10 protein-coding genes and 1 tRNA gene are annotated in these 17,128 nt (G+C 41.6%); 9 read left to right on the top strand and 2 right to left on the bottom strand.

Annotated elements, in window-relative coordinates:
* Positions 1-416: 416 nt before the first annotated feature.
* From V7K89_RS32295 to V7K89_RS32310, 4 genes are all read left to right on the top strand, one after another.
* A complete protein-coding gene (locus V7K89_RS32295) occupies positions 417-692 on the top strand; it encodes a hypothetical protein (protein ID WP_335194676.1) in 276 nt (91 codons plus the stop codon).
* Between the two features lie 225 nt (positions 693-917).
* On the top strand, positions 918-2,624 hold the full coding sequence (gene ilvD / locus V7K89_RS32300) for a dihydroxy-acid dehydratase (RefSeq protein ID WP_335194677.1): 1,707 nt from the start codon (positions 918-920) through the stop codon (positions 2,622-2,624).
* 305 nt (positions 2,625-2,929) lie between these two features.
* Entirely contained in the window at positions 2,930-3,268 is a 339-nt protein-coding gene (locus V7K89_RS32305; RefSeq protein WP_334913524.1) for a hypothetical protein, read from the top strand.
* 232 nt (positions 3,269-3,500) lie between these two features.
* The gene (locus V7K89_RS32310) at positions 3,501-4,514 is read left to right on the top strand and encodes an alpha/beta hydrolase (protein WP_335194679.1); all 1,014 of its coding nucleotides are present in this window, start codon (positions 3,501-3,503) and stop codon (positions 4,512-4,514) included.
* 725 nt (positions 4,515-5,239) lie between these two features.
* Here the strand turns inward: V7K89_RS32310 and V7K89_RS32315 are convergent.
* Positions 5,240-6,889, bottom strand: a complete 1,650-nt coding sequence (locus tag V7K89_RS32315; protein WP_335194681.1) for a Ppx/GppA phosphatase family protein — start codon at positions 6,887-6,889, stop codon at positions 5,240-5,242.
* Between the two features lie 288 nt (positions 6,890-7,177).
* Between V7K89_RS32315 and V7K89_RS32320 the strand changes: the two genes are divergently transcribed.
* The 5 genes from V7K89_RS32320 to V7K89_RS32340 all read left to right on the top strand — a co-directional run bounded on the left by V7K89_RS32320 (position 7,178) and on the right by V7K89_RS32340 (position 14,941).
* Complete coding sequence (locus tag V7K89_RS32320) at positions 7,178-8,059, top strand: 4-hydroxybenzoate solanesyltransferase (protein WP_335194683.1); 882 nt, start codon at positions 7,178-7,180, stop codon at positions 8,057-8,059.
* Positions 8,060-8,245: 186 nt separating this feature from the next.
* A complete protein-coding gene (locus V7K89_RS32325) occupies positions 8,246-11,605 on the top strand; it encodes an efflux RND transporter permease subunit (RefSeq protein WP_335194686.1) in 3,360 nt (1,119 codons plus the stop codon).
* A 378-nt stretch (positions 11,606-11,983) separates the two neighbouring features.
* A complete protein-coding gene (locus V7K89_RS32330) occupies positions 11,984-12,421 on the top strand; it encodes a DUF6918 family protein (protein WP_335194688.1) in 438 nt (145 codons plus the stop codon).
* A 1,043-nt stretch (positions 12,422-13,464) separates the two neighbouring features.
* Positions 13,465-13,549 (top strand) — tRNA-Ser (locus V7K89_RS32335).
* A gap of 210 nt (positions 13,550-13,759) precedes the next feature.
* Positions 13,760-14,941: a CapA family protein gene (locus tag V7K89_RS32340; RefSeq protein WP_335194690.1), complete on the top strand. Its 1,182-nt coding sequence runs from the start codon at positions 13,760-13,762 to the stop codon at positions 14,939-14,941.
* 112 nt (positions 14,942-15,053) lie between these two features.
* Here V7K89_RS32340 and V7K89_RS32345 read toward each other — a convergent pair whose 3' ends face one another.
* Positions 15,054-16,682, bottom strand: coding sequence for a serine/threonine protein kinase (locus tag V7K89_RS32345; protein WP_335194692.1), 1,629 nt, complete (start codon positions 16,680-16,682; stop codon positions 15,054-15,056).
* Positions 16,683-17,128: the final 446 nt, after the last annotated feature.

Raw genomic sequence — 17,128 nt, forward strand, 5'->3', positions numbered from 1 at the left:
GATCATAACTGTAAGGGTTTGCCATACGAATGCAGAAATCAATCACTTCTCTATATATTCTACGTCCTAACTAAGATGGCGACTGCTATAACTTTGTGGATTACGTCTTAGATTTAATTGACTTAACTTGGAATCGTACTACTGTTTAAATATAAATCTATCTCTGACTACTTTTGATCGTTCAAGCAAGTCCTGATAAAACGAGTTTCAAAAGCCAATCATGAAAATATTCTAGAGACTGGGATTTTTACTCAGCATTGGCTCAACGCCCCGCTACCGCTAACAGCACTTTTCAGTCAGATTCTGTGAACAATTACCTTTTAGTATGGAATTTTTAATGAAATTTTTCGACAAAATATTTCGGATTTTCTGATAACTTACTGTATTCTGGGATATCCTACCATGTGGAAAGCCAAATGATGACTATGAATATGCAACGACTTATCAAAAAAACGTCTAACCCAATTCGCAAGAAAACAGAAGTAACTCCACTATCGACTGAACCCTTTGAGATGCCTGAGAGTCAAGATATTCCTGAATCGGTGGTTGAACCAAATCCACCTGTGTACATCGAAGCATCCGAATCAGACTACATCTGGGAAGATTATCGCCCTTTGCGCTCCGTTGGTAACTCTGGCTGGCAACCGTCTGATGTGTGGCGCGAGTTGAGGGTTGATAATTTCTGCGGGTGAGTAATATTAACGCAGAGAGCCATTCGATTTATTGCTGAATAAAATTATACGTTTGTGTAATTCCTGCTGAAATGTAATTCCTCAGCTACAGCAATAAAGTAGGCAGGTGTCGTAGTCCTTTATATTTGATACTTTATAAGTCTCAATTTTAAATAAATATATATTGGACATCTCAAAAAAGGCTACATATCATACTCGTACAGAGATTTGATTGAGGCCAGAGCAATGAGTGAAAAAACAACGTCAGATAATTTTAGAAGTAAAGTTGTCACACAAGGAGTACAGCGATCGCCAAATCGCGCTATGCTGCGTGCAGTAGGTTTTCAAGATAAAGACTTTAAGAAAGCAATTGTCGGTGTGGCTAATGCCTACAGCACCATCACTCCCTGTAATATGGGGATTAATCAACTAGCACTTAGAGCTGAAGCTGGAATTAAACTAGCCGGGGCAATGCCGCAAATGTTCGGCACAATTACCATTAGTGATGGGATTTCGATGGGAACTGAGGGGATGAAATATTCCCTAGTATCACGAGAAGTGATTGCTGACTCCATTGAAACCGTCTGTAATGGTCAAAGTATGGATGGCGTGATTGCCATCGGTGGCTGTGATAAAAATATGCCAGGGGCGATGATTGCAATAGCAAGGATGAATATCCCGGCTATCTTTGTTTACGGTGGGACAATTAAACCCGGACATTACCAAGGCCGGGACTTGACTATTGTCAGTTCCTTTGAAGCTGTGGGTGAATACAGTGCTGGTAAAATTGACGATATCGAACTGATGGAAGTAGAACGCCGCGCTTGTCCGGGTGCTGGTTCTTGCGGTGGGATGTATACAGCCAATACTATGTCTTCGGCCTTTGAAGCGATGGGTATGAGTTTACCCTATTCTTCCACAATGGCGACGTCAGATGAGGAAAAAGCCGACAGTACCGAAGAATCAGCCAAGGTATTAGTAGAAGCAATTCGTAATCAACTGTTACCCCGGCACATTATCACGCGCAAATCTATAGAAAATGCTATTTCTGTAATTATGGCTGTGGGTGGTTCAACTAACGCCGTGTTACATTTTCTGGCGATCGCTCGTGCGGCTGGTGTAGAACTTAATCTAGATGATTTTGAAACTATTCGTGGTCGTGTCCCTGTTTTATGCGATTTAAAACCCAGTGGTAAATATGTTGCCACAAACTTACATCAAGCTGGTGGTATTCCCCAAGTGATGAAAATGCTATTGATACATGGATTACTCCACGGCGACTGTATCACCATCACAGGGAAAACCATCGCCGAAATTTTAGCAGATGTCCCCGATGAACCACCTACCAATCAAGATGTGATTCGTCCTTGGAATAACCCGATGTATGTTCAAGGTCACTTAGCCATCCTGAAAGGGAATCTCGCTACAGAGGGAGCAGTAGCAAAAATTACTGGGATAAAAAATCCTCGTATTACCGGTTCTGCAAGGGTTTTCGATTCCGAGGAAGAATGCTTAGATGCCATCCTTGCAGGTAAGATTAAAAGCGGTGATGTAATTATCGTCCGCTACGAAGGCCCGATTGGCGGTCCTGGGATGCGGGAAATGCTAGCACCCACCTCAGCAATTATTGGTGCAGGTTTAGGTGATAAAGTCGGGTTAATTACTGACGGACGTTTTTCCGGCGGTACTTACGGGATGGTAGTCGGACACGTTGCTCCCGAAGCCGCTGTTGGTGGTGCGATCGCTCTGGTTAAAGAAGGTGATAGCATCACTATTGATGCTAATTCTCGCTTGTTACAAATCAACATTTCTGATGCAGAATTAACTAGTCGCCGCGCTAAATGGCAACCCCGCCCACCCCGTTATACAACAGGCATCTTAGCAAAATATGCTAAGTTAGTTTCCTCTAGCAGTGTTGGTGCTGTCACAGACTTGGATTTATTTCCTGAGTAGGGAGTAAGGGTAGAGACGCAATATACCGCGTCTCTTTACAAGAGTATGGAAAGACAACTTTCTAGCATTGGCTGTGAAACTTATTTCATCTTTTCGCGATCGCTGTATATCAAAATCGAAAATGTATATTTCTTGTTTTTTACTGCGATCACGACCCGTATTTAGTTATCTTCACATAGTTTGCTTCTTTTAAGTCACTCTACTTATGTTTTAAAGTAGGAATAGTTAATTGAAAGTGTTTGTTACTACCAATGAAAGTTTTAGGGTTAATCTTGCCAGTCCTGTTGCTGCTATGCAGTCCTGCTATGGCAGTTGAGCTTAAAGGACAAAATATTGATGGTCAAAAGCTGCCTGCTAGAGCTTATTACTATGCAACTGGTGGAGTCTACAAAGTTCAGGTGCGCTTTCACAACAAACGAGCCACAATTTACTTTGACGACGGCAACCAAACAACTATACAGTTAAACCAGCAAGCGATCGCTGACCCAAAGAATATTGAAGGTTTTGGAAAACTAGGACAATATCCTTTAAATAGAATATTCAGTGTTGGGTTGGTGTATGACAATAATTGGCTCGGTAGCAATGATAGTCAATTTCAACTGTCTAATCCGCTAGATGGGTTGTGGAGAATTAGTTTGGAGTGAATACTCATCTGACTTTAAAAAGGTTTCTCACTTCTGACAGGGCAACTCAACAATATGTCCTTTGCTAGATTCGAAGTAACTACTTAATTAATAAAGTAATATATATAGGAATCATATTTGATTTTTGAATAACTAAGCGGCTTAAAAGCCTGCCATACAAAGATTTTTTTCAAAATTCTCAGTATGATTTAAGTAGGATTACTATATATATGTGAACAGAATAATTACATAAATGAAAGTTGGCATTCAAAATACAGTAGAAATTCTAGAGCAAGTCCACCAATTAGAGTCCACATCAGGTCTTAAAAATGAAGCCTGCCGTTCTAAATTTTTGATTCATCCTGACTTCACTTCAAAAGTTTTTTTGTTTTTGCATGGTTTTACAGCAGGCCCTTACCAGTTCGAGCCGCTTGGTAAAGCCTTCTTTGACACGGGATATAACGTTTTGATTCCTTTACAACCCGGTCATGGACGCTCAGGTGACTGGAAGTCTCAAAATCCTCCACCTTTGCCAACAAATATTGAGATTTATCAAAAATTTGTAATCGAATGGTTACAAATTGCCAAAACGCTAGGGCAACAAGTTGTAATTGGTGGATTATCAACAGGTGGAACTTTAGCTGCTTGGTTAGCTTTAGAGCATCCTCAAGAGATTGACCGCACTTTATTGTTCACGCCTTTTTTAGGTAGCCGTTACTTAATATTCGATCAACTGATCAAAATTCTGCCAATTTACTTTGAATGGTTCAACAAAGATGCACCCGGCAATTTTGGTTATAAAGGTTTTTGTCTCAAGGCCTTACAGATATTTCTGGAATTGGGATATCAGGTTTTAGACAAGTCTCAAGGTTGTGTTTCTGCCCCAATTTTAATGGTATGTAGTGAGGCAGATCGTGCTGTTAGTCGCTCGAAACAGCAGGATTTTTTCCGAAGAGTACTTAGGGAGCAACCAAAATCCTGGTATTACTGTTTCGATGATTCGCTTCACATTGAACACCGAATGATGACAAAATTGGAAGACAATGATTATGAGGAACTGGTAATTACCCTTAGTAAAGCATTTGTTGAGAGTAATTTAACTTGGGTAGAGTTTGAGCAAATGGCAAAGCGGATAGCGCACGGGCAAGCTCATGACCAAATCATGCGAGAACTCAACTTTGATGAACAAGTTTTTCCCCAGCTATCTGCAATGATGACTCAAGGTTTTGGCTGTGAACATCTTAAATGTATTAATCCAGATTCCTAATGAGCATCGTAATTTTGCAAAAAATAGTTTTTTGTGTAAAACATGATACTTATCTTCAAATTATAAAAAAGAAAAAATTTCTTGGAGAGCGTCGGAAAAAATGCTTGCTTGTAGGGTGTGTAAGACTAAATTAGTATTGCTAGAAATATTGTATTTGACTTTGGCAACTACGCTCCACCCAATGCATAGGTGATGAGCCTACCAAAATTTTACCTTGAAGTCTCTAGCAACTGTGTAGGCGTAGCCTGTCGTAGACATCGCTATACCTATCGGTAAAAGTCAGCGCAAGTTTTTTACCGATACTAACATCATATCTGCTTGATTACTTATTAAACTATTGAAATTTTATATAAGGATATCTAAGTTTTCCCGGCTTAGATATCCACTAGCAACATAACCTACATTTAATAGATTGTTAGTCTTATTATAATTACTATTTTTTGTTTTTCAATAGTTCTTAGGACAGTTATAAATTCGTCCTTAAGTTAGATGTCAAAACTAGATATATATTCATCTAATATAGTTTCAAATTTAATTAAAGTTTTTGTGTACAAGAGAAAGTTACTTGTATAATCATACCTTCCTAAATAGTTATTAAATAAAGTTGTCTGATTTTTACCTTAAGCTTTTATATTGAGCCTAACTTATCAAGTTGAATTAGCAATCGCAAAAATAAAATATCAGTTATATTCAGGTGCGTTAACCAGTGTAACGCACCCTACTTTCTAAGACAAGTTAGCAACACTAGAGTTTTCTAAATTCGCTACTAATTTTACTCCAAATTCTTCTTCAAACACTCCTTTTTTATAATCTAAGCTCCAAAGTTCTAAAGTACAATCATCATCTGGTTGAGATGGAAAAATTAACAGGTTGACCTGCTTAAGTTGTGAATAATACTCACATTGCAGTTGAGCGATCGCACCAATTTGTCGTCTATCTAATGCCACTGCTAATCTCAGAATTGCACTTAATTGACTAACAATTTGTCGTTGTTGTTTAGTCAGTAAATTTTGGTAGCTTTCATGTTTTTTCTTGGGCGGCGATTTGCGATGATAACGCGCTAAATTGGCAATAATTTCAATCTCAGTTTCTGTATAACCGAGTAATTCTCCATTGCGAATTAAATAGTAAGAGTGCTTGTGGTGAGACGAATGGCTGATATAATGACCGCAATTGTGTAATATAGCCGCTGCCCACAGCATTTGTCGCTCGTCAGATCCCCAGTGATGTAGAGTACCTTGAGTTTGGTCAAATAAACTCTCGGCAAATTTAGCCACGCGATCGCTGTATTCTAAATTGATGTGGTATTTATCTGCCAGTTTGAGAACATTTCGTTCCCGAATTGAACTTTGGTAGCGTAGCTTATCTTCAATTAAACCGTGGGTTAACATCCAGTCTACGATTACGCCTTCCCTCAGAGAACGCTCACAAACTGTAATCGATTCACTACCCAAAAGGGTCATTGCTTCCTGTAATATAACTGCGCCAGCGAGGATAACTTCAGGGCGCTTCTCTGGCATACCAGGAATCTCAGCTTTTTCGGAATTACTCAGTTTTCGCAAGCGATTTACCAACTCTTGCAAGTCTTTAAAACTAAATTGGTAGCCATTGAGAGTGGAAGGAATAACACCCGACTTTTCCCGTGCATGAATCATCGCCAGGGTTTCAATTGTGCCCGCTGTACCCACCAAACGCGGAGATTCTCCAAACTCTAAATTTGTTAAGATTTCTTCTACAGAACGTTCCAACATCCCGCGTGCAAAAGCTTGCAGATACTGGAACTCAGTGTTACTAATGGGGTCAGTAGTGATTAACTCGCTAGTGAGTCGTACTGCACCAACTTTCGTACTCGTAAGAATGCGGGCTTGATGACTATCGCCTAAAATCAATTCTGTAGAACCACCGCCAATATCAATAATGGTATGAGGCTGGTTGTTAAATTCCATGCCCGACAGCACACCAAGATAGATTCGCCGCGCTTCTTCTTGACCAGAAATCAAGTTAACGCTTAAACCCAACTCCGCTTCTATTTTGTGCAAAAAATCTTTCCCATTGGGGGCTTCCCGCACAGCACTAGTTGCCACAGCAATGATTGTTTCAGCGTTAATAGTTTTGGCAACTTCTTGGAAGCGTCCACAAGCCGCGATCGCCTTTTTAATGATCTCTGGTTTGAGTTCTCCAGTGGTAAGATTGCGATCGCCAAGCCTGACAGTTTCCTTTTCTCTAGCAATAATGCTGAAAGCTGGTAGTGTGGGGTCAATCTTGACTACTACCATGTGTAGAGAATTTGTCCCCAAATCAATGGCAGCAATAATCCGATGTTGCTTAGATGGTTGAGTTGGAATACTCTCCCAGCTAGAAACTAAATTCAGCATCTAGTTTTCTCTCTTTATTAAGAAATGATGGCAAACGGTGATATGTCGGGGTAGCTAGCACTGATATTTATGACAACACACTTGCTCAGGCTAAGTGCTGTTAGTAGATAGCTAGGGTTTAGCTCATATTAGCTATGTATATTTACCCTACTACTTATAACCTCAATGACTATTTAAAGATATTTAAAGTTGCCATTTTCGGTTATGTTTTTACAAATAACAAATAACGTTATTCTATAGATGTAAAGAAGTGTGAATTGAGCTATCTAAAGTTATTTGTTGATTTCTATGTTAACGACGCCAGAACGCCCCCAGGAACCAATTTGGCTTGTAATTATCCGGCTTTTGCGCTGGCATAAACCAGAAGGGCGGTTAATTTTAATGATTCCTGCTCTTTGGGCTGTATTTTTAGCAGCTTCAGGAAAACCGCCTTTACCTTTAGTTGGTGTGATTATATTAGGTACTCTGGCCACGAGTGCAACTGGGTGTGTCGTCAATGATTTGTGGGATCGGAATATCGATCCAGAAGTGGAGAGAACACGCGATCGCCCCCTCGCTTCTCGCGCCTTATCTGTGAAAGTTGGGATTCTAGTTGCGATCGTATCTTTAGCATGTGCAGCAGTCTTGGCCTTTTATCTTAACCCCTTAAGTTTCTGGTTATGTGTGGCAGCAGTGCCTGTAATTTTGCTTTATCCAGGTGCAAAGCGGGTATTTCCTATACCGCAACTAGTACTTTCCATTGCTTGGGGTTTTGGGGTCTTGATTAGCTGGAGTGCAGTCACACAAACCATCTCCCAACCAACTTGGTTACTTTGGGGTGCGACTGTACTGTGGACATTAGGATTTGATACAGTTTACGCCATGAGCGACAAGGAAGACGATCGCCGCATTGGTGTTAATTCTAGCGCCCTATTTTTTGGTAATTATGCCCCTGTAGCCATTGGAATTTTCTTTGCTGGCACAATCTTGTTATTGTCTTGGTTAGGCGTAGTTATACATCTGCACTTAGCCTTCTGGATTAGCCTTGCAGTTGCCACTATCGGATGGGTTTGGCAGTCTCTGCTATTAAGAAAGCGATACTTAGCTAATTCTGCTTATGGTAAGATGTTCCGGCAAAACGTGTGGATTGGTTTTATTTTACTTGCTGGGATGATTGCTGGATCTTTATAAGCAGGCAGGGGAGCAGGGGAAAAGTTGCCAGTAAGTTTTTCCCCTGTGCTTCTGTGCGCCTTTGCCCCTCTGCCTCTTGTATTCAATCTCCAATCTTGCGCGATCGCCAACACTAAACCTTAATAAATTCTTATATTAATAAAAAGCTACTATCTCACTAATGAGTATTGAACTTTTCCTTGATTTATGTTTGTCAATACCTTCATCAAACGTCCAGTCCTGACAACGGTCTGTACGTTCATTATTTTGCTGCTGGGAAGTATCTGTATTCCGATTCTTCCCATTTCTCAGCTACCAGACCTCGCTCCAGTGCAAATCACCGTTAGCTCTAACAATACTGGTGCGGATGCTCAAACAACAGAGAATAGTGTTACCAACATTATTGAGCGACAAATTAATGGTGTTAAAGATGTATCTTATATATCTTCTAATACGGGGAATGATGGTTCTAGCAATATAACTGTCTCCTTCCCAACTAATGTCAATAGCGATATTGCTCAAGTAAACGTTCAAAATAAACAAGCGCTTGCTGAACCTCAACTGCCAGATGTTGTTCAACGAACAGGTGTCACTGTTGAAACGGCATCGAGCAGTCTGCTTCTGGTTTATGGGTTTTACTCAGAAAATAATGAGTATGACAACATTTTTATCAGTAACTATGTCGACCTGTATATTTTCGATCAAATCAAACGGCTTCCGGGTGTAGGAAAAGCCACAATTTTTGGAGAGCGCAAATATGCCATGCGTCTTTGGCTCGATCCCAACAAGCTTGCCCAACATCAACTAACTCCTCAAGATGTGACAACTGCCCTGCAAGAACAAAATATTCAGGTGGGTGCAGGGGCGATTGGTAAGGAACCAGCACCAGATAATCAAAGCTTTGAATTTGCTTTACGGGCAACCAGTCGATTTAAAGATGCGGCTGAATTTGAAGACATGGTGCTGAAGGTGAGTCGAGGTGGCACTAATAGCACCACTAATAGCACCACTAATAGCACCACTAATAGCACCGACACCACTAATAGCGCCACTAATAGTACCCTAGTTAAGGTCAAAGACATCGGTCGAGTTGAACTGGGAGCAGAGAATTATCTTGCTGATGCCAGATTTACCATCCCAGGAAATGCTCCCAAGCCAGCAGTGGGTTTGGGTATATATCAACTTCCGGGTAGTAATGCCCTGAACGTTGCTCATGCTGTTGAAAACCAGATCAAAATATTAGAGAAGAATTTTCCACCTGGACTAAAAGCACAGGTGGCATTTGATACCACTCCATTTGTAGAAATTTCTTTAGAAGAAGTTCTGCACACTCTGGTTGAGGCGATTGTCTTGGTGGTCTTGGTAATTTTTGTCTTTTTGCAAGACTGGCGTACCACGATCATTCCTACTGTTGCGATCCCCGTTTCCCTGATTGGGACGTGTGCGGCTCTGTTGGTTTTAGGATTTCAGATTAATACACTGACCTTATTTGGTTTCGTTCTGGCAATCGGGATCGTCGTCGATGATGCGATTATTGTGGTCGAGGCAGTTGCCGTCAAACTAGAGGAGGGCATGAGGCCCTTTGAGGCGGCTGTCGAAGCCATGAAGGAGTTAACTGGGGCAATCATTGCCACTTCACTTGTACTCATGGCGGTATTTATTCCAGTTGCATTCATTCCGGGCACTACTGGGATTGTCTACAAACAATTTGCGTTAACGGTTGCTTGTTCGATTGGCATCTCGACCTTCAATGCCTTAACCTTCTCTCCAAGTATGGCAGCCATCCTCATGCGCCCAGCTCAGACTCCACGGGGCCCTTTAGGTTGGTTCTTTACGCAGTTTAATCGGGGATTTGGTTGGTTCACGCGCCGATATGTGGGGTTTGTTAGCTACCTTACCCATGTCAAGCCGATTGTTATTGGGGTTTTCATTACTGGTTTAGTCGCAACGGTTTTAATGTACAGAGCAGTGCCTACCGGATTTATTCCAGAGGAAGACCAAGGTTACTTTTTTGTCATTGTCCAAGGACCAGACGGGGTTTCTTTGAAATACACTGAATCTGTTATGGATCGGGTTGTCAAGGAAGTCACATCGCTTCCCGAAGTTCAAGCTAGTTTTATGATCAGTGGATTTGGTTTCGATGGTAATGCTTCTAATTTAGGCATTGCCTTTGCTAACCTGAAACCCTGGAAAGAGAGAGTTAAACAATCTGAATCTGTCTATGGAATACTTCAGAGGATGAACAAAAAGCTCTCTGCAATTACAGATGCTAGAGCGATCGCTGTGAATGCTCCTCCAGTGAGAGGATTAAGTACTACGGGTGGTTTTGAGTTTATCGTTCAAGACAAAACCGGAAGTGCGCCGATTGAAACCTTAATTGAGAATGCTCAAAAATTGATTGGGGCGGCAAATAAAAATCCTGTTCTCCAAAGAGTCTTCACTCAGTTCACCGCAGACACTCCCCAATTTGATATTCAGGTAAACCGCAATCAAGCCAAAGCTCTCAACGTCGAACTCAACGATATCTTTGGAACGTTGCAAAGTTACTTGGGGTCGCAATATGTGAATGACTTTGTGCAGGGACAGCGACAGTATCGAGTATATGTCCAAGCAGATGGGATGTTCCGCTCTAATCCAAATGATATTGGCAAGCTGTATGTTCGCTCTGCAAATGGTGCGATGATTCCCTTGAGCAGTTTGGTGAAAATTACTCCCTTTGTGGGGCCAAAAACCATCTCCCATTACAACTTGTACAGGTCAATCAAAGTACAGGGCGCTCCTGCTCCCGGTGCTAGTTCTGGACAGGCAATTAAAGCGATGGAGCAAATTGCAGCAGAAGTCTTGCCTCAAGGATTTGGTTATGAGTGGACAGGGACTTATCTCCAAGAGAAGACATCTGGGGGAGCTACGGGCTTGATTTTTGCCTTAGCGATTGTGATTGTCTTTCTGGTGCTATCGGCTCAATATGAAAGCTACATTGACCCGATTATTATTTTGCTGACAGTTCCTCTAGCAGTCTTGGGAGCGATGACAGCCCTTTGGCTACGATCAAATATTTTCATGGTAGGTAGCCTTTTCCCCAAAGTGGTGGATGATATCTATTGCCAGGTAGGTCTGGTGACTTTGATTGGTCTAGCTGCGAAAAACGCGATTTTAGTCGTAGAATTTGCTAATCAACTGCATGAGCAGGGCATGAGCTACACGCGGGCGGCAGTGAAAGCGGGGCAAGAACGTCTGCGACCGATCTTAATGACTTCCTTTGCAGCACTGTTAGGATTTTTACCTTTGGTAATCTCTCAAGGGGCTGGAGCTAGCAGCCGTTGGTCTTTGGGAACAGCGCTCTTTGGAGGGCTGATGCTTTCGACGTTCTTGAGTTTATTCTTAGTGCCAATTTTGTATATTTTGGTTAAGAGCTTGGCTCAGGCTATATCACCTCGGAAGCGATCAGGAGGCTCAAACCCTCCAGATTCTCCAAATGGAGCTTCGGGATCTAGACATGAGACTCTACCTGCTGGCTCAAATCAGCCAGAGACGCAACTTAGGTCTCAGCAGGATGGGATAAGCTAACTTTTGCCCTTAAGTCTCCTAGCAAAGTGCAGACTAACCCTTTCTAACAAAAGGAGGCAGGGGGCAGAAGGGCAGGGGGAAAAGACCTCTTCCTGCTGCCGTGAATCAGAGCGAAACATGGGTCTGAGTCCCCCACTTCTGATAAGTGATTATCGTACCCTATGGGAAGCTAGCGCAACAAGTAGGATTGAATCCCCTTTCTGTTTTGTTCCCCCTGCTCCCTGCTCACTACCCCCTGCCTCCTGTTTCTTCGTTGAACTATGCAGCTTAAAAGCGTATCCACAACATCCTCTAACTCTGATACCATTTTCTGTAATTTCCTGCTTGCTAAAAAAATTAGTCGAATAGAAATTAACTACTTAGATAAGGAAGAGTGAAATGGGACTTAGCGACGGACTTTTGAACCCGACCAAAAAGACTATGGTCATAGAGGACTGTTGCAACATGATCGAAGGACAGCTTGCATCCAAGTCAGGTATGAGTGGTATCGCTTTGAAAACTGCCTTTGCTGCTTTGAAGGGGGTTAAGCCAGGGTACATTCCCTATGTCGTTGAGCAGATATTACCACAATGCTTTACAGCTCTCGATCCCATCTGGAGTCAAGGCGTAGAGAAAGGCGACCCAGTTGAATATCTGAGTGCGAATCGCTCTGATACAGCAGATGCACTACTAGGTGTTACTGATGCGAGAATCAAGAACTCAAACCGCCAAATCGTGCGAGGAACTTATGAAAAACTTCGCGGTTCAGCCAAAAAGCACGTAGAAGAAGCAGTGCCAGACTTAGCCAAAGTAATCAATAATTACACTAAGGTCTGAGCCAGAGAAGCAGAGACGCGATTAATCGCGTCTTTCAGATTAATTGATCGCGCAGCGTCTCTTCTGGAGAATCGCTTTTTTATATCACTTGATCAATTAGTTCAATTGTCTCGTCTGGCAAGGTGATGTTAATCGGTGATGCATAATTTTTCGCTCAGTTTTGCCTACCAAATTTAATATACACATCTAAAGCAATACAGCGTTTCCTGTTGTTATGAAGTACAGTTTCTTCTCCCTTCTTGCCTATCTCCTGTACCCTTTCAGGACTGAGAACGTACCTCACAATAGCGGGAACTGCTGTACAGTTCAGAATGAGCAACAAAACCTTTATATAGAGACGCAGTTTATCGCGTCTTAAAAAACCAATTATCTACACCAATAACCCTTAACCTAAGGGTATTGACATTCTAAAGTATATTTGTGTGAAGAGAGCGTAGTTTACTGCCGTAGGCATCGCCTGAGATAATTCTGCAAAGTGCGTACATACAAGCTTGTTGCCATACCTCCCTTGGCTCTTATATCAAGTTAGGTTAATTATTTATTATTACTCCGTTGGATTTTTATTTTTTGTTAGGTGCGATCGCGCTTTGTCAATTTTTGTGAAGCATAACTGTCTTGCAACAACTGTGACCCTTATTCTGATTACATTTCAGCTTTTGAAATATATTTGCAAGATTATTTTTGAGATAAAAAATGGCGGAATTTTTACTAGTTATGCCAAAGTACGATCACACTGGTATCAGCATGAGTCATTTGGTGCAATCGCTTTTATTGGAGTGGTTGAGATAAGAGGATATTGATTAAAAAATATTTTACAGAATAATACGAGTGCTGTTATTTTTAAGTCATGCTAATGTAACATGATAAATTTTGTGATGTCTTTTTCGATGTTTACAGACCTTAATTCGCCCTTGGCGTTCTTGGAGGATGCGTTACGCAAAAAAAGCGATAATGCTATAGTAGTATTGGAAATCCAGCAAAATTTCCCTAAATTTATAGCATTTGAATGTAGAATAGATACTCAAATGTCTGAATAAATAGTTGGAGAGGTGTCCGAGCGGTTCATGGTGACGCACTCGAAATGCGTTTTGGGGAAACTCAACGGGGGTTCGAATCCCCCCCTCTCCGTTCAAAAGATTACTGAAAATTTACTACAATGCGGCTGAAATTTGTCTACCTTGAACAAGAATCTTGAGCAACTTGTCTGTTTATTCGCAAGTGAGATAGGATTATCGCTTAATATTTACGTAGTTCAACATTTGCTAACAAAGCACTAAAATATACACTATAAACACAGATTTTTGGGATAAACTAATGCCATCGTGTGAGGAGTGAACGATGGTAGATCGCAGCTTTGGACGAGTATTCTCATTTAGTCTTATCAGCATTTGTTTATATCTGGGTATTAGTATAGGAGTCATTATCCGGCTTGGGCAATCACAACGATTAAACGCTGCTACTACACCTACTGAGCCTGTGCGATTTCCATTAGCTATTCCTGAACTTACGCCATCAACAACAGAACAACAAACCTTTCCAGATACTATTACCATCAAAGCCGTTGGAGATATTATTCCCGGCACTAATTTCCCTAACTATAGATTACCCCGCTTTCGAGATCAATTATTACCAAAGTCAGTGAGAACTCACTTGCAAGGATCTGATATCTTGTTTGGTAATTTTGAAAGTAGTCTAACTAATTATCTTTATACTGCCAAAGATATTAGTCGAGGACAAGTCTTTGCCTTTCGCTCTCCACCTGCATACGCCCAGCTTTTTGCTGAAGCTGGTTTTAATGTGTTCAATATGGCAAATAACCATGCAATGGACTTTGGGGCAGCAGGGTTCAAAGATACAATGAAAAATCTTCAGGCTGTGGGCATTGCAACATTAGGTCATAAAAATCAAATTCTTTATTTGGAAGCTAACAATATCCCCGTGGCGATGATCGGGTTTTCTCCTTATGAAATGTATAATTCCATCCATAATTTAAAAGCAGCTAAAGCACTCGTGGCAGAAGCCAAAAATAAAGCCAATATTGTAGTAGTATCAATGCACGCTGGAGCCGAAGGAACAGGGGCACTACGCGTTAAGAATAAAACAGAGTTTTTTTATGGAGAAAACCGAGGTAATTCGATCGCATTTGCTCGAAACATGATTGATGCAGGAGCAGATTTAGTACTAGGACATGGCCCTCATGTTCCCAGAGCGATGGAAATTTATAAAGGAAAAATCATTGCCTATTCTTTAGGAAACTTTTTGGGATATCGGACTTTATCTACAAATGCCCAAACAGGTGACTCAATGATTTTAGAAGTCAAACTCAACTCAGCAGGAGATTTAGTATCAAGTAAAATTATTCCTGTTCGGATGGATCAGCAAGGAATTCCTCATATCGACCAGAGTTTTCAAACTGTGAAACTTATGCGTTATTTGAATAATCAAGCTTTTCCCAAGAATCCGGTAAAGATTAATAAAAAGGGGGAAGTTGTTGTACACAATAGGCTGGATCCTTCCTAAAATAATTACTAATTCGTAATTCGTAATTCGTAATTAGTTAATTAGGAGTCAGCGCTGTGCTGGATTTACCGCACTGCTTCACCAAAATCCCAAATTGAAAATATAAAATTGACTAGTTATTGTCATCTTGTGGCTTTTCCTCGAACTTCTGAATATTCTGGGGTTGACTATTAGTCGGTGAATTTTGCTTTTCCAGTGTTGGTACTACCACAGCAGAAGGATCTGATTGTTTGGATTCTGTTGATGGTGCTGGTTGTATAAGTACAGGTTTTGATGGACTTACGGATTCAGGAGAGGCAGGATTTTGACTAGAAGCGGGTAAGTTTTTTTGTGGGAATGGCAATGGTGCAGGGGAAGCATTTCGCTGATCTCGGAATGTCCGTAATTTTTCTACTACCGAGGGTGTGGGTGAAACGCTAGGTGAAGGTGTGGATTTATCGGAATCACCGCGTTGTGATTCTCTTGTAGGGTTGCTGGGAGATTCTTCTTGGGAAGAACGACGATTGCGCCGACGCTGCTTGGAATTAGAGGCAGGTGCTGTTTCAGTTCTTGAGGTAGTGTTAGTCTCTTTACCTCTGGGTGAAGATGTACGATCAAAATTAGGTACTTTTGCTGCTGGTTCTTGAGTTGGCTGTTGAAAAAGCGGCTTTGCAGTCGGTTGCTGCTGAGATTTGGGTAATATACTCGTAATCCCAAAACCTGCTGTCACAGCAATTAGGGCTACACCTATACCAATAAATATCTGAGATGACCCCAGCTTTTTAGCCAGTACAGTTTCTTTTGCGATGCCTGGGTTGGGCTGCGCCAACACAGATGGTCTATGAATACGATTTTGGGCAGTTTTCCCAATTAAAGTTGCTGCCTGCTGGGCAGATAAATTGACAGTTGGCACTGCATAAGTGGGTAAGACTTGCGATGATGTACCATTCACTTGATTTACAGGTAGCAATTGCAGCCATTCAGCAACTGTCGCTGGCCGAAAACGAGACTCTACCGCCATCCCGCGCATTACTGCCTGGTTGACAGCAGCACTCAAGTGTGGTTGCAATTCGCGAGGGGAAGGCATTTGTTCGCGATCGCGCAATAATGCTGGCATAGGAACTTGGGCTGTCAACAGTGCATACAAGGTTGCTGCTAAACCATAAACATCCGTGGCGGGTGTGCGTGCCGCTTGCGTCATATACTGCTCAATGGGAGAATAACCCTCAGAAACCAGACCTGTGTGGGTCTGCCTGACACCGCCATTAAATTCCCTGGCAATGCCAAAATCAATCAGCACTACTTCCTGTGTTCCTTGGCGAAGAATTATATTATCTGGTTTGACATCGCGGTGTAACAAACCGTTGTTGTGTACTACCTGCAACGCTGCCCCAATTTGCCGGATGTAATGAATTGCTGTGGCTTCAGGCAAAGTTATCCCCGGTAAAACAAATGCGTCTCCCAAGGTTTCGCCAGGAATGTATTCCATTACCATATAAGGCAGTCCAGCTTCTACAAAAAAGTCACTAACTCGGACTATATTTGGATGAATACACGTAGCTAATCGTCTGGCTTCATCTTGGAATTGGCGCTCGAATTTAGCAAAATCAAGATGTTGTCGCAGCCGTTCATTGATGGTTTTCATCACCACCTCCTGACCTAAGTAGTGATGCTTAGCTTTAAAGGTAATGCCAAAGCCACCCCGCCCTATTTCTTGAATTAGGGTATATTTTCCATCCTGCAAAATTGTGCCTGCTAACATAAAGAGTTCTGAGTCCTGAGCGAGCAGATAAGTAGCGAGTCCTGAGTTTTGAGGGATTTCCCAAAAATTTTCCCATAATTTTATCGGGCAGGGTTCTTGCCTGTCTATTTTACGGGATGATTTAGTTGTTGGAATTCCTGAAGTGAGAAAGACCTCCTTAACGATCGCAACAGTTTTATCTTTCTCAGATGATAGCGTGGGAGTGCGGCAAGCTTAAACCGGAAGACGGGCTAAGGCTATTTTTTAGGTTTTATAAAAGTCATTTTTAGAAAAGCTATTTAAAACCCAAATTCATCAATTGAATATCTGGCACGATCTTAACAAAACTTGAAAAACCGCGTTTGTGGGCGAAAAATCTAGGTTCTCAGGATAAACCAGCATAAAAACTGATTTTTGATACATCTGCTAGATGTGAATTCCAAAACGCAGTAATATTACATACTTTT

Source organism: Nostoc sp. (assembly GCF_036917515.1).
Taxonomy (GTDB): domain Bacteria; phylum Cyanobacteriota; class Cyanobacteriia; order Cyanobacteriales; family Nostocaceae; genus Nostoc.

Coding starts and splice junctions, on each gene's coding strand:
- V7K89_RS32325 (WP_335194686.1), top strand. CDS start 8,246: ATGTTTGTCAATACCTTCATCAAACGTCCAGTCCTGACAACGGTCTGT.
- V7K89_RS32330 (WP_335194688.1), top strand. CDS start 11,984: ATGGGACTTAGCGACGGACTTTTGAACCCGACCAAAAAGACTATGGTC.
- V7K89_RS32340 (WP_335194690.1), top strand. CDS start 13,760: ATGGTAGATCGCAGCTTTGGACGAGTATTCTCATTTAGTCTTATCAGC.
- ilvD (WP_335194677.1), top strand. CDS start 918: ATGAGTGAAAAAACAACGTCAGATAATTTTAGAAGTAAAGTTGTCACA.
- V7K89_RS32310 (WP_335194679.1), top strand. CDS start 3,501: ATGAAAGTTGGCATTCAAAATACAGTAGAAATTCTAGAGCAAGTCCAC.
- V7K89_RS32305 (WP_334913524.1), top strand. CDS start 2,930: ATGGCAGTTGAGCTTAAAGGACAAAATATTGATGGTCAAAAGCTGCCT.
- V7K89_RS32320 (WP_335194683.1), top strand. CDS start 7,178: ATGTTAACGACGCCAGAACGCCCCCAGGAACCAATTTGGCTTGTAATT.
- V7K89_RS32345 (WP_335194692.1), bottom strand. CDS start 16,682: ATGTTAGCAGGCACAATTTTGCAGGATGGAAAATATACCCTAATTCAA.
- V7K89_RS32315 (WP_335194681.1), bottom strand. CDS start 6,889: ATGCTGAATTTAGTTTCTAGCTGGGAGAGTATTCCAACTCAACCATCT.
- V7K89_RS32295 (WP_335194676.1), top strand. CDS start 417: ATGATGACTATGAATATGCAACGACTTATCAAAAAAACGTCTAACCCA.